At 42.8% G+C, this 22,363-nt stretch carries 16 protein-coding genes; 7 read left to right on the forward strand and 9 right to left on the reverse strand.

The genetic code is table 11. From position 1 onward, the window contains the following. The first annotated feature begins 232 nt into the window (after window positions 1-232). The 3 genes from ACQKC9_RS05280 to ACQKC9_RS05290 all read left to right on the forward strand — a co-directional run bounded on the left by ACQKC9_RS05280 (window position 233) and on the right by ACQKC9_RS05290 (window position 2,957). On the forward strand, window positions 233-1,729 hold the full coding sequence (locus tag ACQKC9_RS05280; protein WP_298808092.1) for a cytochrome ubiquinol oxidase subunit I: 1,497 nt from the start codon (window positions 233-235) through the stop codon (window positions 1,727-1,729). Further along, window positions 1,729-2,745 (forward strand): cytochrome d ubiquinol oxidase subunit II, encoded by a 1,017-nt coding sequence (gene cydB, locus ACQKC9_RS05285; RefSeq protein WP_057759155.1) that lies wholly within the window; start codon window positions 1,729-1,731, stop codon window positions 2,743-2,745. The genes ACQKC9_RS05280 and cydB overlap by 1 nt, the downstream gene beginning before the upstream one ends. Window positions 2,746-2,840: 95 nt before the next feature. Next, window positions 2,841-2,957, forward strand: coding sequence for a DUF2474 domain-containing protein (locus ACQKC9_RS05290; RefSeq protein ID WP_101206161.1), 117 nt, complete (start codon window positions 2,841-2,843; stop codon window positions 2,955-2,957). Window positions 2,958-3,140: 183 nt separating this feature from the next. Here ACQKC9_RS05290 and murU read toward each other — a convergent pair whose 3' ends face one another. Together murU and ACQKC9_RS05300 are read right to left on the reverse strand one after the other, a co-directional pair. Beyond that, entirely contained in the window at window positions 3,141-3,878 is a 738-nt protein-coding gene (gene murU, locus ACQKC9_RS05295; protein ID WP_427620790.1) for an N-acetylmuramate alpha-1-phosphate uridylyltransferase MurU, read from the reverse strand. Window positions 3,879-3,924: 46 nt separating this feature from the next. Beyond that, window positions 3,925-5,028: an aminoglycoside phosphotransferase family protein gene (locus ACQKC9_RS05300; protein ID WP_427620792.1), complete on the reverse strand. Its 1,104-nt coding sequence runs from the start codon at window positions 5,026-5,028 to the stop codon at window positions 3,925-3,927. Window positions 5,029-5,409: 381 nt separating this feature from the next. On the opposite strand from ACQKC9_RS05300, the gene ACQKC9_RS05305 reads away from it, so the two are divergent. After that, window positions 5,410-8,454 (forward strand): LPS-assembly protein LptD, encoded by a 3,045-nt coding sequence (locus ACQKC9_RS05305; RefSeq protein WP_427620794.1) that lies wholly within the window; start codon window positions 5,410-5,412, stop codon window positions 8,452-8,454. A gap of 156 nt (window positions 8,455-8,610) precedes the next feature. Continuing rightward, window positions 8,611-10,002: a peptidylprolyl isomerase gene (locus ACQKC9_RS05310; RefSeq protein ID WP_427620796.1), complete on the forward strand. Its 1,392-nt coding sequence runs from the start codon at window positions 8,611-8,613 to the stop codon at window positions 10,000-10,002. A 476-nt stretch (window positions 10,003-10,478) separates the two neighbouring features. Here ACQKC9_RS05310 and ACQKC9_RS05315 read toward each other — a convergent pair whose 3' ends face one another. After that, the gene (locus tag ACQKC9_RS05315) at window positions 10,479-11,609 is read right to left on the reverse strand and encodes an endonuclease/exonuclease/phosphatase family protein (RefSeq protein WP_427620797.1); all 1,131 of its coding nucleotides are present in this window, start codon (window positions 11,607-11,609) and stop codon (window positions 10,479-10,481) included. A gap of 439 nt (window positions 11,610-12,048) precedes the next feature. Between ACQKC9_RS05315 and asd the strand changes: the two genes are divergently transcribed. Then, on the forward strand, window positions 12,049-13,182 hold the full coding sequence (gene asd / locus ACQKC9_RS05320) for an aspartate-semialdehyde dehydrogenase (RefSeq protein WP_427620799.1): 1,134 nt from the start codon (window positions 12,049-12,051) through the stop codon (window positions 13,180-13,182). Between the two features lie 64 nt (window positions 13,183-13,246). Here the strand turns inward: asd and ACQKC9_RS05325 are convergent, their stop codons facing one another. Beyond that, the gene (locus tag ACQKC9_RS05325) at window positions 13,247-13,897 is read right to left on the reverse strand and encodes an SOUL family heme-binding protein (RefSeq protein WP_427620801.1); all 651 of its coding nucleotides are present in this window, start codon (window positions 13,895-13,897) and stop codon (window positions 13,247-13,249) included. 360 nt (window positions 13,898-14,257) lie between these two features. On the opposite strand from ACQKC9_RS05325, the gene tgt reads away from it, so the two are divergent. Next, a complete protein-coding gene (gene tgt / locus ACQKC9_RS05330; protein ID WP_057759140.1) occupies window positions 14,258-15,409 on the forward strand; it encodes a tRNA guanosine(34) transglycosylase Tgt in 1,152 nt (383 codons plus the stop codon). Between the two features lie 141 nt (window positions 15,410-15,550). Here tgt and ACQKC9_RS05335 read toward each other — a convergent pair whose 3' ends face one another. The 5 genes from ACQKC9_RS05335 to bamA all read right to left on the reverse strand — a co-directional run bounded on the left by ACQKC9_RS05335 (window position 15,551) and on the right by bamA (window position 22,326). After that, window positions 15,551-16,903: a sodium-dependent transporter gene (locus ACQKC9_RS05335; RefSeq protein WP_102094408.1), complete on the reverse strand. Its 1,353-nt coding sequence runs from the start codon at window positions 16,901-16,903 to the stop codon at window positions 15,551-15,553. 318 nt (window positions 16,904-17,221) lie between these two features. Next, window positions 17,222-18,001 carry an acyl-ACP--UDP-N-acetylglucosamine O-acyltransferase gene (gene lpxA, locus ACQKC9_RS05340; protein WP_427620802.1) on the reverse strand — a complete coding sequence of 260 codons (780 nt, stop codon included), beginning with the start codon at window positions 17,999-18,001 and terminating at the stop codon, window positions 17,222-17,224. A gap of 173 nt (window positions 18,002-18,174) precedes the next feature. Continuing rightward, window positions 18,175-18,711, reverse strand: coding sequence for a 3-hydroxyacyl-ACP dehydratase FabZ (gene fabZ / locus ACQKC9_RS05345; protein WP_057759133.1), 537 nt, complete (start codon window positions 18,709-18,711; stop codon window positions 18,175-18,177). 52 nt (window positions 18,712-18,763) lie between these two features. Further along, a complete protein-coding gene (gene lpxD, locus ACQKC9_RS05350; protein ID WP_427620803.1) occupies window positions 18,764-19,780 on the reverse strand; it encodes a UDP-3-O-(3-hydroxymyristoyl)glucosamine N-acyltransferase in 1,017 nt (338 codons plus the stop codon). Window positions 19,781-19,926: 146 nt separating this feature from the next. Further along, window positions 19,927-22,326 (reverse strand): outer membrane protein assembly factor BamA, encoded by a 2,400-nt coding sequence (bamA, locus tag ACQKC9_RS05355; RefSeq protein WP_427620804.1) that lies wholly within the window; start codon window positions 22,324-22,326, stop codon window positions 19,927-19,929. Window positions 22,327-22,363: the final 37 nt, after the last annotated feature.

Here is a 22,363-nt window from a genome sequence, read left to right on the forward strand (position 1 = left end):
TATCTATAGCACATGACAGTAATATGTAAATTTATAAGGACATAAATTATTCAATTCAGCTAAACAGTGAGTCGCAAACTTAGCCACAATTTATGTCTAATGGAGCTAAGTCCACGTCACTGAGCTATTGCCCGTAATGCTTGCCACTTTGATCGATGGATAGTTACGGACAGTTACTTGAGCGTTGTATGGAAGTCAGCGCTATTCAGCTAACAGATGAGAGTAACCGTTTATGTTCGCTACATTTATGATTGACCAGCTCGATGCGCTGATGCTTGCGCGTATCCAATTCGCTTTTGTTATCTCGTTCCATATCGTCTTTCCCGCCTTTTCTATCGGTCTAGCCAGCTGGCTTGCGGTGCTTGAATTCCGCTGGTTAAGAACTGGTGAACCTATCTATGCTGAAGTCTACAAGCATTGGGTCAAAATATTTGCTGTCGTCTTTGGTTTAGGCGTGGTATCAGGCGTGGTAATGTCCTACCAGTTCGGTACTAACTGGGCTGTATTCTCTGATAAAGCCGGTAACGTTTTAGGCCCATTACTCGCCTATGAGGTACTGACAGCGTTCTTCTTAGAAGCGTCCTTCTTAGGTATTATGCTATTTGGTTGGGGCCGCGTGAGCAAACGCATGCATTTTGCCTCAACCGCCATCGTTGCTATCGGTACCTTGATTTCAGGTTTTTGGATATTGGCCGCCAACAGCTTTATGCAGACCCCTCAAGGTTTTATGATGGGTGCAGATGGCCTGCTCTATCCTACCGACTGGCTTGAAATTATCTTCAACCCTTCATTCCCTTACCGCTACGCTCATATGATGACCGCAGCATTTCTGACGACTGCTTTTGTCATCGGTGGTATCGGTGCTTACTATATTCAATCTAAAAAGCATGTCGAGCACCGCGCGCATGGTCGTGTAATGCTAGGTATGGCAATGATTATGGCCATCTTTGTTGCGCCGGCGCAGGTATTGATTGGTGATGAACATGGTCTAAATACGCTTGAGCATCAACCTGCTAAAGTTGCTGCGATGGAAGGACTTTGGGAAGATGAGCGCGGTGCCGCACTACGTCTCTTTGCAATTCCTGACCAAGAAAATCAGACCAATAAGTACGAAGTAAAAATTCCTTATGTGACTGGTTTAATCCTAACCCACTCGTTAGATGGTGAAGTTAAAGGGCTTAAAAACTGGGCACCTGAAGATCAACCACCTGTCATTATTGTGTTTTGGGCATTTCGTATCATGGTAGGTATTGGCATGCTTATGGTACTGGTCGGCCTATTCAGTCTATACAAATACTTCAAGAAACAGCAGTTCGATACTGACAGTGTCTGGTTTCACCGTGCTTGGATGATGATGACTCCGCTTGGTTTTATCGCATTGCTATCAGGTTGGTTCGTAACCGAGACAGGACGTCAGCCTTGGACAGTTTATGGGGTGATTCGCACTGCTGAAAGTATGTCTCCGCTTGCAGCACAGCAAGTAGCGACCACATTGATTGGCTTTATCGTGCTGTACATATTTGTCTTTGGTGCAGGCAGTTTTTATATCTTGCGCTTGATTGCTCAAGGGCCGAAACCTTATACAGATCCTGCAGAAGACAACTTCTACGAGCACTCAGTGACCGAGAGTCAAGGCCGCGCGTTAAGTGGTGATAGTAATCCTGCCAAAGGTACTGAAGAAGGCTTAGATGAGCCTGCAAACGACGTCGATGATGGAGGATTACGCTAATGTTTAACTTCGGTGATGTATTAGATTTACCTCTCATTTGGGGCGGTTTGATTGCTTTGTCTGTCTTTGTCTATGTACTGCTTGATGGCTTTGATTTGGGCTGCGGTATTTTGTTCCCATTTGCAGGCTCAGATAAAAACCGTAGCCGCATGATGAACTCTATCGCGCCATTTTGGGACGGTAATGAGACGTGGCTAGTACTAGGCGGTGGTGGTCTATTCGCAGCATTCCCTGTTGCTTATGGCATCATTATGACAGGTCTTTATTTACCCGTGACTGCCATGTTGTTCGGTCTTATCATGCGCGGTGTGGCGTTTGAGTTTCGCTTTAAATCCTCTTCGCGCCGGCATGTATGGGATACCTTTTTCTTTGTCGGTTCAGTCGTTGCCACTTTCTCTCAAGGCATTATGCTTGGGGCGTTAGTGCAAGGGTTAGAAGCCAGTAACCGCCTATATACTGGTGGCCCATTTGATTGGCTCACACCCTTCTCGATTGTGTGCGGATTTGCCATGATTATTGGTTATGCCTTACTTGGCTCGACGTGGCTTATCATAAAAACAGAGCACACATTACAAGTATGGGCGCGCCAAGTTTCTAGATGGATGCTTACTGCGTTGCTAGTAGCGATGGTTGTGGTCACAGCGTTTATGTACTTCTCAGACATCGATGCATTAGAAGGATGGTTTAGTTTCCCAGATTTATTATACCTCGCTCCTATGCCTATCATTGTCATGCTTTTATTCTTTATCATGCGTAAAGACTTAAAAACAGAGCGTGAGTATCGTCCATTTTTACTAACGGTTGCCTTATTTTTAATGGGTTATATTGGGGTTTGTTTCGCCCTATTCCCTTATATCGTACCGTATCAAATGACGATTTATGAAGCTGCTGCTGCCGATACCTCGTTATCATTTATGCTGATTGGCGCCTGTATCATGTTACCGATTATCTTGAGCTATACAGCATTTGCTTACTATACCTTTAAAGGTAAGTCTGATCACAATCCAATGTACTAGTCGCTAATCGCGACGGACAACGGATCAGCTAAAAAGGATGGCTATCATCGTTTATAGATGGTAGTCAGACTTCATACGCTAATCAGGAGATCTCTATGAAAAAGTTCAGTAAAAAACAATCGCAATGGGCATGGTTCGTGGGTCTATATTTGGCAGGGTTCTTAGTGGTGTTTACCATTGCTCAGCTAATTAAACTGGCCATGGGTGTTTAGCGTAACTGCCTAATCATACGATTGAGTAGTTGGTTAGTTAGCTAATAAATAGCTTGCTAGATGCTAAATTTGCATTTTTGTCTTGCAAATACCTCTTTTAAGAATGTCGTAAAAAATAACTCTATATGCATAAAAAAAGCAGCGTTGAATAATCAACGCTGCTTTTTATTTATCTTAAATTTATCAGCTTGGCCTACCTGCATGCTTGATATCATTCTGTTCGATAAACTCATTAACCTGTGTTAGACGCTCTGGGGTCCCCACGTCTATCCAATTATCTGTCGTCACTTCAGCAGTAATCTGAAACTTTATCATTGCTTGCTTTAGTAGTGGTGCTAATGCCGCAGGCTGTCCTGATACTAACCCTTCTACCAATTTTGGTGACATTACGCTAATACCTGCAAAGGTATACTTATCTGCATCGCCAACCGGTTGTTCACTAGCAAGACCATTATTAATCGCGAAATCGCCGCCATTATTGTGCTCTGGATTATCAATCAATAACAAATGCGCGCGCTGATCCGCTCCCAATGTATAGTCTGTTAATCGAGAGAAATCATAGGTAGTCCAGACGTCAGAATTGACCAGAATAAACGGCTCATCTTTTAGTTTACCTGATTGCAATGCCTGAAAAACGCCGCCTGCGGTCTCAAGTGGTTCATCGTCTTCTACTGACCAATGCAGCTTTACACCATACTGTGAACCGTCGCCTAAGCTGTCCATTAGCTTATCTGCCAACCATGATGCATTGACCGTGATATCGGTAATGCCTGCTGCTTGTAGTGCTTTAATATGCCATACAATAAGCGGCTGACCCGCGACTTCAACCAAAGGCTTAGGTGTCTCAAGTGTTAATGGACGTAGGCGTGTTCCCTTGCCCGCTGCCAAAATCATGGCTTGTGTAATCGTAGAGGTAGACATCTGCGCTCCTATCTTTATTATTTAAATTAATTTAGCTGAGCGTCATCTACGCTGAAGCAAACTTCTCTTTATAAGCAGGTAGCACTGCCTCTTGTAACCATTGATTAAACGATATAACTGATTGTTTGAGTTCATCGCTGCCATGTTTGGCAAGCCAGTTTAATTCAATAATCAAATCACGCATGACTTTAGGAATATCCGCCAAATAGCGGTCTTTGCCATCACGCTCAGACAAACGAATAAAGATCCCTAATACCTTTAGATGACGTTGTACGCCTATAACATTCACATCGTTTTCAAACTGCACCGCACTATCAGCAGTGGTTAGTGATTTTTGTTTTTGTAGCTGCCAAAAGTCCTCAATCCATGCAGCTATCTGGTTCTCTGACCACTCAACATAAGCATCGCGGACTAACGACACTAAATCATAAGCATACGAGCCAATGACGGCATCTTGAAAATCAATCACGCCCAGCTTTGATTGATCTGCTTGGTCTTGCATAAGGTTGCGGCTGTGATAATCACGATGTACCACCACTTGTGGCTGTCGCAAAATCTCATTCATTAATGCTATTTTTAGATTTCCCCAGACTTGCTCATTTAGCGCTATACCAATATAAGGCATAAACCATTCACTAAATAAATCCATCTCACGGTCTAATAGTGCTGTGTCATAATCTGGCAGCTGATGTTGCGACCTTGCCGTTTCTACTGGTACCGTTTGTAGCGCCACTAATGTCTGCATTGCTAGCTGATAGTAGTCATTGATTTGGTCTGAGGTGGCATCGACAAGCAAATGGGCAAATTCTACTGTGCCAAAATCTTGTAATACCAAAAATCCTTTTTCTACATTTTGTGCAGTCAGAGTCGGCACGTTGACAGCAGGTGCCATCAGCTTAGCGACATTGATAAACTGCAGCATCGCATCTTGCTCGTCAGCGGAGTCCATGACGATATAATGCTTGTTGGCGCTATCGTCTGTCTCTGATAGTTCGATACGATGATATCGGCGGGCACTAGCGTCGCCAGGTAAGCTGTCTAGACTAAATGTTTGATCTAAAAAGACTTGCTGTAACCATTGTTCTAATTGCTGTTGACGGTTGTTATTTTCATCGATCATATCAGTCTCTAAAGTCGTTTTGTCAGTCATATTGGACATCGCTGGTTAAATATAAGTCATAAATAATTAAAGTAGTGATAAGTCGGACAAATACTTGCTAAAATAGCAATATGCGGCGGTGCTATACAAGCTGCCACAGACGTATTGCTATATCATTCAATATTTGATGTCGGATAGAATCGCTATCGCTACTTAAAAATCAGCATGGCTATATTATAAATTTTGGTAAATAGTGTAGCTGATTTGGTTTTTTTTGACTATGATTAGTCGTCATTATATGTAAAACATTCAAATTTTTGAGAATACATTAGTCATATTTTAGTTGCTCGTTCACTGCTTTATGTCGTTCGGTGAAACCGCTACTAAATTCAGTCATGCAATCCAATAAGCTCTGCAATCATAGGTGTGCCCTTGTTATATTCTCCGCTTTACCAAAGCATCCGCTTGATCTTATTTGGTGCCTTAGGCTTATCTAGCCTAACTGTCAGTGCTGCCATTGGTGATGCCAATACGCAAAAAACTGAACCACTCACTACGGACAGTACAGGCAGCTATGCGTCTAATAGTGTAGCGACTGACGCCAATAGTATTAGTCGTACTCAAAGTAATGATGGCTATCAAGAAGCAGATATTCTAAATGACAGCTATCAAGAGAATACTAATTCTGCTAATACGAATAACGTTACTTTATCGAATGATACTGCGTTAGATAGCAGATTCTCTGAGAACAATGACCTAGATATTACAGAGATTAATGAGGCTGCTAATCTAAATTCAGAAACTAGCAACCAACCAAGCAGTAATACACTAGATAGCAATGCCTTTGTCCCTAAAGCGATAACAACGGACAATGGCAAACTAGATCTTAATGATGAGAGTATTCAAGCCAGCTTAATGCGCTTAGCAGAGTTTTATGAGCTAACTCCAGATACCGATGCTTCAACATTAAACAATGAGGCTATCAATACTGAAGCGAACAATGCTCATAATAATGCGATGCCTGCTGCACAGACGATTCCAAAGGTCGGTAGAGATTTACGTCTACTGCCGAAGGCCGTGGACAGTGCCCAGCGCTGTGAAGGTCAATGGGTATATCCGCAGAGTAACCCCAACTATCAACGCGCTGTAAACGAAGCTGGTACGGCAAACGGACAACCAGCACCAAATGTGGCTAGCATTCCGAACAATCAAGCTCCTTTATTTACCGAGTCAGATTACGGTTATTACAATAACGTGAATTACGCTGAGCTATCTGGCAATGTAAAAATTGACCAAGGTACTCAGCATATCGAAGCAGAAAAAGTCATGATTGACCTGAGCAATGGCGTTGCAGCTGCTCAAGGCAAAGTCATGTTTACAGATAATGCGACTGGGCAGCGTACAAGCAACGTCTCTACAAACAATGCCGCTACAAATAACGGCCAAGCTAGCTTTAACGATAGAGCGGCACAAGGCGGCCTAATTGGCGTCGCGGATAGCTTGAATTACAATACTGAGACTGGTCAATCAACAGCCAATGATGTGGCTTTTGCCAGTGTTGGACTACAAGCGCACGGCTATGCCAAACGCTTAAACAAACCTAACGAGAGTGAATATGAGCTGGATCAGGTTATGTTTAGTACCTGTCCACCTACCAACCGCAAATGGCAATTTGAAGCCAAAAGTATTGATCTAAATACCGATACAGGGCGCGGCGAAGCTTATAACACCACTTTCCGTGTGGCTGACATACCCGTATTTTATCTACCCTACTTTAACTTCCCGATAGACAGTCGCCGTAGTAGTGGATTTTTATTACCAAGTGCCAGTGTCAGTAGTGAAAGCGGTCTTGAAGTTGATATCCCGTATTATTTCAACTTAGCGCCTAACTATGATGCTACTCTTAACACGCATATTTATACTGACCGTAACCCTATGCTATCAGGTGAGTTCCGTTATCTGACCGAGAATTATGGGGAAGGTATTTTAAACGGTTCATACTTACCAAACGATAAAGAGTATGACGACGAAGATCGTAGCAGCTTGTTTTATGACCACACTTGGTCGTCGAAAAGCATTCCACGATTAAGCGCTGACGCCGAATACAACTATGTATCAGATGCCGATTACCTTAATGATTTTGATACGTTGGGATTATCGGACAGCACCATAAACTTGCCACGTCGTGCCCGCGTCAATTATTACAATGATTATGTCGATGGTGAACTAAAAGTAGAAACCTTCCAGACTTTAGATGCATTCACTGATAGTGGTGAAGCGTTAGAAGACAAAGACAAGCCGTACTCACGCTTGCCACAGCTCAAATTAAATTATCGCCTGCCTTGGGCTGAGCGCTTCGATATCACTGGTATTCATGATTCTGCATACTTCAAAAAATCTATCGATGATGGCTCTGAAAACGAAAAAAGTGGTGCACGTATTTACAATAAACTGAGCGCTGCCTATCCGATGGAAACCTCTTGGGGTTATATCAAACCTAAGCTTAGCTTGCAGCATCTATATACTTCATATGATGAAGATAGCTTAGAAGATAATCAGCTTAGTGAAGAAGATGGCAGTCAATCGGTGTTTGTTCCGCAAGCCAGTATCGATGCAGGTCTACACTTCTATCAAGCGGGCTCACCATTTGGTGCGTTTGACGATACGATGGGCGGCTATCGTTTACTTAGTCCACGCGTAAAATATACGTATTCACCGTATAAGAACCAAAACGATATTCCTAACTTTAATACGCGTATTGCCTCTATTAACTATGAGCAGCTGTTTTCGGACAGTTGGTTCTTAGGTCATGATCGTTTGCAGGATTTGCATTCTATTACGCCTGGTGTCAATTATCGTTACATCGATGCAACGGGTGTGACACGTTTTGATGGTAGCATTGCAGAACAGTTCTATCTAGATGATGGACGTGTAACACTTGATGACGATCAGCCAGTATTTACCTCGTCTTCTTCAGGTATGGTATGGGATACCAGCACTCAGCCTTATAATAATTTTTGGGTTGATGTTAGCGGTGCCCTAACCAGTAACTATGATTTGAACTACATTACGACTGAGCTGCGTTATCAGCCATCAGACAATAGCTTATTTAACGTAGGTTATGTCAAACGCCAGCGTGATGACAATACCGATCAGTTGCCACTATCGGCGTTTACCGCTTCCGCTGTTTTCCCTATCAATAACAGCTGGCGCATATTGGCTCAGGGTCAGTACGATTATAATCGTAACAAGATGCTTGATTCACTCATCGGTGTTGATTACGAAGATTGCTGTTTCGGCTTTGCTGTCTATGGTCGCCGCTATTACAATGACCTAAACGTAAAAGACGAGCCAACACAAGCTATTATGGCAGAAGTTAGATTAAATGGTCTTGGCAGCGGTAGTAGCCGCTTGACACGATTGCTTGCTGATAAGATTTTAGGCTTTGAACCTGTACAGACGGCATGGAAAGACTAACCAGTTTTTTGCTAGATTAGAGTTATTTACGTAAATATTTATAAGACACTATTTAAACCCCTATTATGGGAAACGCTGTCGAATATTTTATTATTAAGAGTATTGGATAGAGTTGACCGACTACCATCCGATGCAATGACATTTATGAGGAGCATCATGAGATTTTTTTCTTTACGTCAGACTAGCAGAGCAGTATTGCTATCTATGGCAGGCCTTACGCTTACGTTAAGTGCCAACGCTGCTACTGTCAAACCTGCAGCGGCTCAAGCTTCTACTTCTGTTGCGCAAAGCTCAGTTGATCGCTTGACGCCAGCCAATAGCACAGACGGTATTATTGCCCTAGTTAATGAAAATGCTATCTTAAAAAGCGAACTGGTTGATGCTATCGAGCAAACTCAAGCACGTGCAAAAGCTGCTGGAGAGCCTATCGCAAACTCAGCACAACTACAGTCTGAAGTGTTAAACGCACTTATTTTGCGTGAACTACAACTGTCTATGGTCAAACGCGCGGGACTGTCTGCCGATGAAGCAGAAATCAATCAACGTCTTGGTCAAATCGCTCAAGCTGAAGGCCTTAATAGCATCGCAGCATTGCAGCAACGTCTAGATGCAGCGCAACCTGGTAGTTATGCCAATCTACGTGCCAAACTGATCGAAGAGGCTTCTATCCAAGCGCTACAGCAGCGTCAAATTACTCGCCGAGTACGTATTAGCGAGCAGGACATTGATGCATTTTTGGCCTCACCTGAAGCCAAACGTCTGAACCAAAGCGAATATCAAACCATTCACGTACGTGTGCCTTATATAGATGACTATAGTCGCCTATCGGCCGCTCAACGTGAAGAAGCATTAAAAGTCGCGCAAGCATTACGCACGCGTTTGCTTGAGCCAAATGTCAACGTCGCTGAAGCTGTTACTGCTAGCCAAGGAAGCTATCCGATTCCATTACAAGGTGGAGATATGGGCTTTCACAAGGCCGCTTCTTTACCGACAGAGCTGTCTAGCAAAATTACCAAGCTAGACGTTGGTACTGTAAGCGAGCCATTATTGACTCCTGAAGGGATTGATATCATCAAGCTTGCTGATAAAAAAGCCAGCAATACAATGCTGATACCACAGTGGCATACTCGCCATATCTTAGTCAAAGTCGATGATCTACAGACTGACGCGCTTGCTGAACAAAAAATCAATGATCTATACGAGCAGCTTCGTAGCGGCGCTGATTTTGCTAGTTTAGCTTCAACGTATTCAGATGATCCAGGTTCTGCGGGACGTGGCGGCGACCTTGATTGGGTTAGCGAAGAAGATATGGTTGGTCCATTTGAAGCCACAATGAAAAATACGGCTGTTGGCGACTACTCTGCGCCATTCAAGACACAGTTTGGTTGGCATATCCTAAAAGTCGACGGTAAGCGCGATCAAGATATTAGCGAGCAATATCGTCGCAATATGGCACGTCAAGCGTTGTATCAACGCCTAGCACCACAAGCTCAAGAAGACTGGTTACAAGAGCTACGTGCTGGCGCTTATATTCAGATACTTGGCTAGTATGTTGCAATAAGCTAATAGTATTAAGTTAGCGAAAGTACTGAATCGATTTAAATAAAGAAGGGTATATGCCATTGCATATACCCTTCTTTATTTCGCGCAGTTAGATATTTAACTGGATGCTTTAAAAAAATATCAAAGTTAAATAGTTTAAATCTTGATAAATCAAAATCTATACACAAAGAAAAACCCCGAACCTAGGGCGATTGGTTCAGGGTTTCAATACTTCGTGTTATTGTTATTATCTCTCTTCCGTGCTGACTCATCCTAAGTCATTTAACAGTATTATATAAGACAGCGGGCTGACCTGTGCTTTTATTGATACTGTCTCAACACTACATCCATGCGTATCCTTGTGTTGATGGATGTATTATAGGCCAATGGATTTGGTGCCGATAGAAGCTAAAGACTCTATTTTGCGTAAGCATATGCTTACATCACTTTTATGCATTACCGTTAATAAACGGCCTCTTTTATTAACCAAAACTGCGCTGCTCTTGTCTGTGCTCTTCTGACACTTTTTCGCCTTCTTTCTTGCCTTCTTCGATTTTGTTGTCAGTTTCTTGGATATCTTCTGCTTGTGCAGTAGGCGCATTGCCTTCTTGCTTGCTTGCCTCTTCTGGCTCATATTGTAAGGTAGTCATCACAGGAAAGTGATCAGATCCTACGGATGGCATACGCTGAATATCAACTACTGTAAAACAGGCACTATGAAAGATATGGTCTAGAGCCCAACGCAGAAATGGGTATTTAACATGGAAGGTATTAATAAAATGTCGACCAATACGAGGATCTAGTAGGCCAGAGATACGCTGAAAGCGACGCGTGGTTTTTGACCATGCGACATCATTGAGATCACCTGCCAGTATTGCCGTTTGGTCGTTTTCTTTTATGTGTTTACCTACCATGAGCAGCTCAGCATCACGCGTGGTGGATTTATCAGCTTCAGTTGGGCTAGGCGGCATGGGATGCAAGCAATATAACCAAATGACGCGGCCTCCTTGCAAACGCAATTGAGTATGTATAGACGGTATATCATCAATCATCAAGTACTTAACTTCAGGATCAATCAGCTCAAGCTTAGAATACAAGTGCATGCCATATAGATTATCTAGTGGCACTTTCACGGTATAGGGATAGTCAGACTCGACTTGCTGTAAGGCTTGCTCCCATTTCTTGTCACTCTCTAATGTAATTAAGATATCCGGCTGCTTTTGCTTAACCAAATCGACCAGTTTTTTTGTTTCGTCATTGGGCGTCAATACGTTTGATACCATGATTTTTATTTGATGCGCTTGCCCTTCTGGCTTATCTTTTGCCTTTTGAACTTCTTTTTTCCATAGCTTAGTATACGGCAGTACCATTCTCAGCTGAAATGCTAACGTACCGCTCAACACAACAAATAATATCCATTGCCCTAATTCCCACTCTGAGAAAAACACTATCATGCCGACCCAAGCGATAATACCAAGCACCATTATTTGGATGCGTGGAAACTCAACACCACGCACCCACCAGTTATCTAGCGGCAGCCAGCCCCAGATTGTGACAAAGGCGATGAATCCTGCTAGACCTTGTAAGGCGTAATATAATAGTGAGAGATCCATAAATAGGTACTAACCGTTGATTGAAATATTAATAGAGCCGATGATGTATATTGGTTAAGCTTTTGTTTGATAAGAAATATCGTGGTTGTAACTCACCTGACATTAAATAACTAACGTCGAGTAACTGTGTTTGAGACTTACTTTAGCATTTCAGAAGATTCTCGCCTACTGGTGAGTCTCAATTATGTGACAACTATCATAAAACGTTACAATATTAGATTACGCAATGTAATGAGTGCTTTATTAAACACCATATTTTTGAGGTCGCAAGGTCGCCAAGTATCTCTTCAATAGTAATAACTTAAAGTTATGGCCGACATAGTTAATAGTGTATGGAAAACGACCAAATAATAGCCAAAACGCCTTGCTTTTTCGCGCCATTCACGGCATTGTTATCGGTTGACGATGCAACAAATAATTGTAAATAGGATTGAACTTCATGAGTGATTTAACAGTAGGTTTGGTAGGCTGGCGCGGTATGGTAGGGTCAGTATTGATACAACGTATGCAGGAAGAAAATGACTTCAACGGTATTACACCCGTGTTTTTTTCTACCAGTAATGCTGGTGGTGATGCACCAAAATTCGATGGTATTGAAACCGGCCAACTAAAAGACGCTCATGATATTGACGCACTTGCTGCTTGTGATGTCGTTATTACTTGCCAAGGTGGTGACTATACGTCAAAAGTCCATCAACCATTGCGTGATAGTGGTTGGAACGGCTATTGGGTTGATGCGGCAAGTACGCTGCGAATGAAAGATGACAGCATCATCATTCTTGATCCAGTCAACCGTAACGTTATTGATAGTGCCCTAGCCAACGGCAAAAAAGACTTTATCGGTGGCAACTGTACCGTATCATTGATGCTGATGGCTATCGGTGAGCTGTTTAATAAAGGTTGGGTCGAATGGGTCAGCGCGATGACATATCAAGCTGCTAGTGGCTCTGGCGCAAACAACATGCGCGAGCTCATCAACGGTATGGGTGTATTGCGTGATGCCGTCCAAGACGAATTGGCTGACCCTGCTAGTGCTATTCTTGAGATTGATAAAAAAATCGCTCAGACTCAGCGCTCAGCAGACTTCCCTACACAATACTTCGGTGTACCACTGGCAGGTAGCTTGATTCCTTATATCGATGCTCAGCTAGAAAACAAACAGTCAAAAGAGGAATGGAAAGGCGGCGTCGAGACCAATAAGATCTTGGGTAATGATGAAGCCAGTACGATTCCTATTGACGGTATGTGTGTACGCGTCGGTGCCATGCGTTGTCATGCGCAAGGTCTAACGATCAAACTGAAAAAAGACATTCCGCTAGAAGAAATCGAAGCTGCACTCAAAAACAGTGGCAACGAGTGGTTGGACTTGGTCGAAGATGATAAAGAAGCTACTATGAATCGCCTAACGCCAGTAGCAGTGACTGGCACCTTAACTGTTGCTCTAGGTCGCTTGCGTAAGTTGAATATGGGCCCTGAGTATCTAGGCGCATTTACTGTTGGTGATCAGTTGTTATGGGGCGCAGCAGAACCATTACGTCGCATGCTTAATATCATCCGTGAGCAAAACGTCTAACTCAGATACCTTAAATGAAGCACAAAAAAGACAGCGATTGCTGTCTTTTTTTATGGGCTGTTTACTATTTAGGTTGATACGCAATCATCACCTCATTGCGACGTAAGAATGGTAGCGTCCAAGGCGGGTTATAACGAGCCAATTCAGGCTCGCCTGTAGGCGTCAAATTCTGGTCTTGCATCCATGTTTGCAGCGCTTCAGTTTTTTCCGCTACTTTATCTTCTCCTGCGAGCCAAGAGAACTTAATCACACCGTAAGTTTGTGCAGGCACTTCTATAATCTCAACGTTTGGATTGTTTGGCTTTGGCAGTGTTTGCATCGTATATTTACTAGGCATCGTAAATTGCACGCGCCACTTACCATCGTCTTGTTGCATACTGACTGGTGCTGTCATGGCAATTTTTTGTGACTCATTATCACTTTTTTTGTTATCAGCTTGCATCGTGACAGGTGCCGTCATACTAATTTTACTACTGTCTCCACTTGGGGCTGTGTTATTACCAAAAATATAGTCCGCTAAAATCTTAAACCCTTCACGACTTGCTGAGTCTTGGTCACCACTCACCCACGTTTGCGCCACTAGCTGCTCATCATAACGACGCAGCTCAAAGTCATCTACTTGGGTCAATACTGTGTATTTCGGCTCTTCGGTAGCCATAGCCCCTCCTGATATCAATAATGAACCACTCAATAATAAATAAGCTGTCTTTTTCATGTCATATCTCCAGCATCTAAAAGCATGATGTGGCAATGATTATTACCTCACCTGTATAACTTCTACTGTATCAACAGACCTTTAGCACTGTCTGTGTCTTTTGGCGTGCTATCTGTGTTTTTTGGTTATAGTAAAGCAATATTGACCAAAGTGTATATTGTGCGTATATCGATGACACCTAATAACTATAGCTAGAGAACGCTAAAAAGAGTACAAGGCCGCCAACTGAAAACTGTACAAGTAGTACATTTAGGGAGAGTAACGCTGTAGCAGTTCAGTGATTCTCTGACTATATGTCCAAAAAACCGCTAACAATGTTATAATTAGCGCCATTTTCATAGCTTAAATAGCGGTTATCATATGCAATTTGTCTTACATAAAACGGCCAGCGGTGCAACGCGTGCACGCCGTGGTACGGTTCATCTCAATCATGGCGACGTGCAAACGCCTGCTTTTATGCCTGTTGGTACTTATGGTACGGTCAAAGGCATGCTTCCACGTGATATCGAAGCCATTGGTGCTGATATTATTTTGGGCAATACCTTCCATCTCTGGTTACGTCCGGGTACTGAAGTCATTGATAAATTTGGTGGCTTACATAAGTTTATGCATTGGGACAAGCCTATCTTGACCGATTCAGGCGGCTTCCAAGTATTCAGCCTCGGCGCAATGCGTAAAATTACCGAAGAAGGCGTAAATTTTAAATCTCCTATCGATGGCGCAAAGGTGTTTCTGTCTCCAGAAAAATCTATGCAGATTCAGTACAGCTTGAACTCGGACATCGTCATGCAGTTCGATGAATGTACGCCTTATCCAGCCACTCATGACGAAGCGAAAAAGTCGTTAGAGCTATCATTACGTTGGGGACAGCGCTGTATCGATGAGCACAACAGACTGGGCAGCACTAACGCATTGTTCGGTATCGTGCAAGGCAGTATGTATCCTGATTTGCGTCAGCAATCACTTGAAGGCCTATTAGAGATTGGTTTTGATGGTTATGCTATTGGTGGTCTTTCAGTTGGCGAGCCTAAAGAAGAGATGATAGATGTCCTAGACTACCTGCCTGACGATATGCCAGCAGATAAGCCACGCTATCTTATGGGTGTTGGTAAGCCTGAGGATTTAGTTGAAGGCGTACGCCGCGGTGTGGATATGTTCGACTGTGTGATGCCAACGCGTAACGCGCGTAATGGCCATTACTTTGTGACGGGCGATGCAGACAATGCTGGCGTGGTACGTATCCGTAATAGCCAATATCGCAATGATGAAGGCCCACTAGATCCTGAGTGCGACTGCTATACTTGCCAAAACTTTAGCCGCGCTTATCTGTACCATCTTAATAAGTGTAAAGAGATGCTAGGTGCTCAGTTAGCGACCATTCATAATTTACGCTATTACCAACGTTTGATGCAGGGTATTAGAGATGCTATCGAGCAAGATAAATTTGATGAGTTTGTCAGCGAGTTTTATGCCAAACGCGGTCAAACGGTTCCTGAGTTAAACTTGCGTTAATCCTGTTTAATATTTACTACTTGTTATCTAAATCTGTTGAAATAAAAAAGGGCTTAAGAATAATCTTAAGCCCTTTTTTTGTGCTGCTTTTATCATTTAATGATTATCACCTAATGATTCAAATAGTGTCAACTCTGACTACTATCCCATCAATGACGTCACAAATACTACAATAACAGCGATTGGCGCGATGAATTTTGCAACGATTTGCCACAGCTGCCATGTACCATTAGATAAACCAAGCTCTTGCTGAATGTTACGTTGATCCATTTTCCAACCAACAAATACAATTGCTGCCAGACCTGTTAGAGGCAATAGGAACTTACTAGTAAGCTTATCTAATGCATCAAAGATACCATTACCCATGATAGTAAAGTCAGACCATAGGTTGAACGATAGCAATGCTGCAATACCTAACAACCAGATTACTGTACTTGCCACGATAGTCGATACAGTACGACTCATCGACGTACGCTCTTCTAACAACTCAACGGTTGGCTCAAGTAACGAGATAGATGAGGTAATAGCGGCAAAGGTAATAAGTAAGAAGAACAATGCACCAATGATAGTACCTGCACCCATGCTACCGAAAGCAATTGGCAAGCTTACAAAGATAAGACCAGGACCTGATGCAGGATCTAGACCGTTGCTAAAGATGATTGGGAAGATGGCAAGACCAGCAGCCAACGCAATAACCGTATCTAAAATAACAACGGTACGTGCTGTCTTTAGCAAGTTCACTTCACGGCCCAAATATGAACCATAAGCGACCATGATGCCCATACCAATTGATAAGGTGAAGAATGCATGACCTAATGCTGCAAGCATAACATCAGCCGTTAGTTTACTAAGATCTGGCGTAAATAGGTAAGCAACTGCTTCACCGAATCCACCGTTCATCACGTTATAACCGACGATAACGAACAGAATTACACCCAATAATGGCATCAAAATCTTAGCTGTTTTTTCGATACCGCTTGTCACACCAATACCAACGATGACAGCGGTTAAAATCATGAATACCGTGTGCCAAATCGTCAATGTACCAGCGGATGCAAGCATAGCATCAAAGGTTGCAGCAACAGAATCACTGTCTTGACCAGCAAAGCTACCTGTTGCAACTTTAGTAATATAGTTAAGCGCCCAACCACCGATCACACTATAGAACGATAAAATTAAGAAGCCACCTAAGATACCAGTAGCACCAACGATGCCCCAGCTACGTGACTTACCTTCAGTCGCTGCTACGTCTGAAAAGGTATTGACTGGGTTTTTTTGACCACGTCGACCAATTAACCATTCAGCAACTAATATCGGAAAACCGACCAGCGCGATACAGAACAAATAAGCAATAACGAAAGCTGAACCACCGCTTTCACCAACCATGTATGGAAATTTCCATATGTTTCCTAAACCAACTGCTGAGCCTACTGCTGCCAATACGAAGCCAAAGCTTGAGCTCCATTGGGCATGTTCTTGTTTATTGATAGCCATTTTTTCCGTCCTCGTGCTTCAATTAACGTTACTGATAATCTTCCTTGATCAACATAAATAGTCAGCCTTACCATTGGACTATTTAGTAAACGCTTCGATGTGAAACGCCCAGCAACATTAAGAAAGAATTGATTACAATATCGTAAACGCTCAGTTTCTGCTAAGCGACCAAAAAAGTCAAGTGCTCATAAATATAAAAAGCCATAACAAATAGTTATGGCTTCTACGTAATTCGCCTTCATTCCATAAGAATTTAGCTTATTAAAAGTATCAAACTCATCATTAATCGAGTTATGCTTTAATCGTGTTATGCTTTCTTTAGCGTACAACACCGCGGCTACTATTTTGTAATGAATCAATAAGTAGCTGAATTTTTGGCTCTTTAGCCAATAGCTCACTATGTAAGACTTCCAACGCTTGTGCAGTGGTCAAACCTGATCTGAAAATCGTACGATACGCTTGACGTAATACATTAATGGTTTCTTTTGACCAACCTTTACGGCGCATACCTTCGATATTAAGTCCATGAGCCTTTGCTGGATTGCCAGATACCATCGTAAATGCAGCCACATCTTTTAAAATAAGGCTTGCTCCGCCAATCAAGCTATAATCATCTACTGTACAAAACTGATGTATGCCTGAGTTACCACCGATGATTGTATGGTCGCCAATAGTCACATGCCCCGCTACACCAACATTATTAGCCAGTACGTTATGATCGCCAATGACACAATCATGTGCGACATGGGTGTTTACCATCAGTAGATTATGACTGCCGATTTTAGTCAGCTCGCCGTCTTGCGCCGTACCGCGATGTAAGCTACAGGCTTCACGAATCATATTGTGATCACCGATTTCAAGCCAAGTGCGCTCACCTGCATATTTCAAGTCTTGAGGATCTTCGCCAATACTAGCAAACTGATAAAACTCATTGTGTTGACCAATACGAGTCAGCTTAGTCACAACGACATGTCTATGCAAAACCGTATGCGCACCAATTGTTACTTCATCACCAACGATACAATAGGGCCCGATGATAGCAGTCTCGTCAATCTGCGCGGACGGTGAGATGAGTGCTGTAGGATGAATCTGACTCATAAGATGGGCCCTTGTATCATTTGATGCGAGTAAATAATAAAAAAGTATCGCTATTTCAGTGTTACTAACGAAGCTAATACCAGTTGCGTTGTCGAGTTTACATATAGCTGTTTATTGCAGTGATAGTGAGCGATTTCAATATCGCTCTTTGTACAGTATGGATTATTAAAAACTTAAGCACCCTTCGTGTTAGCAGGTTTTTGCTGCTCTTGACGCGCAATCATGATTTGAGCACTAGCAGCCAGTTCATCTTCGACATGGACAGTACAATCAAATTTATAGATACCATGTCTTTGCATCACGGTTTTTGCACGAATGATAAGCTGATCACCAGGAATCACACGGCGTTTAAAACGGACTTTATCCACACCTGCAAACAGATAGAGATAACCGTCTTCTGCTGTCAGTCCTGCACTGATAAAACCAAGCACACCTGACACCTGCGCCATCGACTCCACCATCAATACCCCTGGCATAATCGGCTCATCAGGAAAGTGACCATTAAAGAACTCTTCATTAATAGTCACGTTTTTGATACCAGTAATACACTCGCCTGGCGTACAAGCTACAATACGATCTACCAGCATAAAAGGATAGCGATGCGGTAAGTAATGCTTAATCGTATGATACGTCAATGGTAGCGTAAGACCTTGCTCAGCCAAGCTTTTAACGTCTTCATCAGTTGGGATATCTATATTGTTATTGCTCATAATGACGCTTCCTTGCTGTGTTTTGAATATCTATTATTTGTTTGTGTTTGCATTAGTTATTGCCTAGCTGACGAAAACGTACAGCAGCACGTCGCCAATTAGCAGTTGGCATTGCAGCCGTACCAGATGAATATGAACCAGCGGTTTTAATGGATTTGGTTACCATGGTCATACCAGATAAAACAACATCGTCTGTAATCTCGATATGTCCTGTGATACCAACAGCGCCGCCTATTATACAGCGCTTACCTATCGTAGTACTACCCGCAATGCCAGTTTGAGCAGCAATAGCCGTGCCGTCACCGATACGGACGTTATGGGCAACTTGTACCAAATTATCAATAATCACGTGATTGCCAATAACAGTATCATCGATAGCGCCACGATCGATACACGTCTGGCTACCAACTCGTACATAATCACCAATAATGACTCGGCCTAACTGGGCAATGCGTTCCCACCCTGTGTTACTAGGATCTTTAGTAGGCGCAAAACCGAACCCTTCAGATCCGATGCTGACCCCTGCATGCAATCTGACATGATTGCCAATGACACACTCAGGCCCAACAACGACTTGCGACTTAATCACACAATCGGTGCCAATACTAGTATTGGCTTCAATCACGACATGAGCATCGAGTGAGCTACGCGCCCCTATTTGTACATTGTCACCAATCACACAAAAAGGACCGATATTGACCTGCTCGCCAATAACAGCACTGTTTGCAATCACAGCACTAGGATGAATCCCCTTAGATAAAAAATGACGTGCAAACAGCTGACTGGCACTGGCATAAGCCAAATATGGATTTGAGACGACTAGCGCTATCGCTGAGGTAGGCACTTGGTCACGATATGCTTCCGTCACCAACACCGCGCCTGCATCACTGCTAGCCAAGCTAGAGATATAGTGAGGATCTGCTAAAAAGCTTAACTGCTGCTGACTGGCCGTCGTCAAACTACCGACGCTACTGAATGGTTGACACAATTGCTCAGTATCAATCTCAGCCTTATTAATAATAGGCTGACGCTGCTCAATTCGAGTAATGAGTTGCTCAATCGTTATCATAATGACTATTAATAAAATATGGTTATAAATGAAACGGTCGCCAAAATAACAATGCGTTTTGACGACCTACTAAGCTCTAATGATATTTCCGTCTATTTGAGACAATCTTTGAAACTGCTCAAATAGATGAGAGTAATGTCATTAATTTAGAATGTATTACCAATCTGGAACTGGACTTTTTCAGTCTCATCGCCCTCTTTGTCACCAAATGGTACCGCGTAGCTAAGTGAAATTGGACCAATTGGCGTATACCAAGTGATACCAGCACCCGCACTGTAGCGGAAGTCATTGTCTTGGGTCAGTAATGGAACATCTGAATCATTAAAAGTGCGATCTTCTTTATCAGAGGTGTCAAAGACCTGACCACCTTCAGCAAACAATACTGGGCGTACTTGATCTGCCCAATCACCTTTAAACGGCATTGGTAAAATTAATTCAGCACCAAACGTTGCTAGCGCATTACCACCAACCTCTTCTGCGGTGAAGGTTTGGTTATCTGGATCATTGACCGCATCAAGATAAACTTGTGATTTAGGTCCTAGTGTCGATGATTCATAGCCACGTACTGAGCCATAACCACCAGCATAGAAATTTTCATAGAACGGTAAATCATTACCATAACCAAGCTTAGTATAACCACGCGCGATCACGTCTTTATAAATAGGGTAATATATATTGCCGCTATAAGTTAGCTTTTGGTAATTGGCGTCGCCAAGACCGATGGTTGCATCAATCGCATGGCTCATTCCTTTGGTAGGGAATACTGGACGGTCTAAAGTGCTGTAGTCCCAACCAAATAATAGATTGTAAGTCTGATAATCATTCTTGAAGGTGGCAACACCATCAGTATCAACTTCAGGCGTTTTTGTACCGCCCTCGTCTAGAATCTCTTGGACATTAGATATACCTAGGTAACGACCACCACGAACCTTTGTGTTGTCTACATTTAAACCAGCACTAAGGCGTTTGGTCTCATCAATAGGATAGCTGTAGTTCAGCGTCGCACCATATGAATCGGTCACATAGTTACTAACGTTGTCATCATCATATTTGGTTTTGCGATAGTAACCGCTGATACCTTGAGAAACACCATTTTCTGTAAAGTACGGATCAGTATAACCTAGGCTATAAGAGTCGCGTGTCTCTGAACGAGAAAGCGCAGCCTTGACACGGTTACCGGTACCCATAAAGTTGTTTTGGGTCAGATCCAACTGGAAAGTCACACCACCACTTTGTGAGTAACCAGCTGCAATCGTTGAACTACCAGAAGGCTGCTCTTCAACCACATAGTTTACATCAACTTGGTCTGGCTGATTAGGTACGGGCTTAACGTCGACAGTGACATTTTTAAAGAAGCCAGTACGCATCAAACGCGTGCGGGATAGCTGAATTTTGTCATTGGACGACAGCGTACCTTCTAACTGACGCATCTCACGACGTAATACTTCGTCTTGCGTTTTAATATTACCCGTAAAGTTAATACGGCGAACGTAGATAGGACGTGCAGGATCGATATAGTAATCGACATCGACCATTTTCGTATCGTCATTGATACGTGGTACTGGTCTAATTTGAGCTAGATAATATCCTTCATTACCATAGCGTCTTTTAAGAGAAGCAGTAGTTTCGTCTAGTTTAGCTTGCGAGTATTTTTCATTAGATGCAAAGCTAACCAGCTCTTTTAGCTCACTATTCTCAAAGGTAGGTTTACCTAAAAAGTTCACTTCGCCAAACTGGTATTGCTCGCCTTCGCTTAGGCTAACTTCGATAAACACGCTACTCTTGTCTTCGCTGATGTTCAATACGGCATTATCAACTGAAAAACGCACATAACCATCGTTCTGATATAGTGCCTTTAAACTCTCTAGACTGGCAGCCAGTTTTTCTTGAGCATAACGATCAGACTTAGACAGTAGACGCGTCCATGAAGATTCTTTTACCGCGAAAACGTCTTTAATCTCTTCATCACTAAAGTGCTTATTACCAATAATGTTGATATCGACAACTTTAGCAGGCTTGCCTTCTACAAAGCGTACGTCAAGTTTTACGCGGTTGCCATCAAGTACCGTTTGATCTACTTCGATATTACTATTGTAGTAACCTTGGCTAATATATTGCTGTTGTAGCTCATTGGCCACGCCTTGCAAAGTAGACTGCTTGAGCACGTCACCAGCAGACAGTCCAGCATTCTTCAATCCCTGCTCAAGCCCTTCTTTTGGAATGAGCTTGTTACCTTCAAAGGTTACTTCAGCGATTGTTGGACGCTCAATGACGTCAAATCTTAGCTTGCCACCTTCGACACGGCTTTGAATATCAGCAAAGTTCTCAGTTGCATATAGCGCCTTAATACTGGCAGCTAAGCTACTATCATTCACCGTATCGCCTACCGTAATAGGTAAGACCGGATAGAGGCTATCAGGGGTTAGGCGTTGTAAGCCATTAAAACCGATGTCAGTTACTACAAATTCTGCAGCCTGTACTGGCATACTCATCATCGCTACAACTAACGGCAACCCAGCCGCGCTCATAATTAAAGGCGTACGCATAAACACTATCCGTCAATAAAAAAATTGCTTAAGTTAA

The sequence above is a fragment of the Psychrobacter sp. NPDC078409 genome, from assembly GCF_050268505.1.
Taxonomy (GTDB): domain Bacteria; phylum Pseudomonadota; class Gammaproteobacteria; order Pseudomonadales; family Moraxellaceae; genus Psychrobacter.

Coding starts and splice junctions, on each gene's coding strand:
- fabZ (WP_057759133.1), bottom strand. CDS start 18,711: ATGAGCAATAACAATATAGATATCCCAACTGATGAAGACGTTAAAAGC.
- bamA (WP_427620804.1), bottom strand. CDS start 22,326: ATGCGTACGCCTTTAATTATGAGCGCGGCTGGGTTGCCGTTAGTTGTA.
- ACQKC9_RS05280 (WP_298808092.1), top strand. CDS start 233: ATGTTCGCTACATTTATGATTGACCAGCTCGATGCGCTGATGCTTGCG.
- ACQKC9_RS05310 (WP_427620796.1), top strand. CDS start 8,611: ATGAGATTTTTTTCTTTACGTCAGACTAGCAGAGCAGTATTGCTATCT.
- ACQKC9_RS05300 (WP_427620792.1), bottom strand. CDS start 5,028: ATGACTGACAAAACGACTTTAGAGACTGATATGATCGATGAAAATAAC.
- lpxA (WP_427620802.1), bottom strand. CDS start 18,001: ATGAGTCAGATTCATCCTACAGCACTCATCTCACCGTCCGCGCAGATT.
- ACQKC9_RS05315 (WP_427620797.1), bottom strand. CDS start 11,609: ATGGATCTCTCACTATTATATTACGCCTTACAAGGTCTAGCAGGATTC.
- murU (WP_427620790.1), bottom strand. CDS start 3,878: ATGTCTACCTCTACGATTACACAAGCCATGATTTTGGCAGCGGGCAAG.
- asd (WP_427620799.1), top strand. CDS start 12,049: ATGAGTGATTTAACAGTAGGTTTGGTAGGCTGGCGCGGTATGGTAGGG.
- ACQKC9_RS05335 (WP_102094408.1), bottom strand. CDS start 16,903: ATGGCTATCAATAAACAAGAACATGCCCAATGGAGCTCAAGCTTTGGC.
- lpxD (WP_427620803.1), bottom strand. CDS start 19,780: ATGATAACGATTGAGCAACTCATTACTCGAATTGAGCAGCGTCAGCCT.
- ACQKC9_RS05325 (WP_427620801.1), bottom strand. CDS start 13,897: ATGAAAAAGACAGCTTATTTATTATTGAGTGGTTCATTATTGATATCA.
- cydB (WP_057759155.1), top strand. CDS start 1,729: ATGTTTAACTTCGGTGATGTATTAGATTTACCTCTCATTTGGGGCGGT.
- ACQKC9_RS05290 (WP_101206161.1), top strand. CDS start 2,841: ATGAAAAAGTTCAGTAAAAAACAATCGCAATGGGCATGGTTCGTGGGT.
- tgt (WP_057759140.1), top strand. CDS start 14,258: ATGCAATTTGTCTTACATAAAACGGCCAGCGGTGCAACGCGTGCACGC.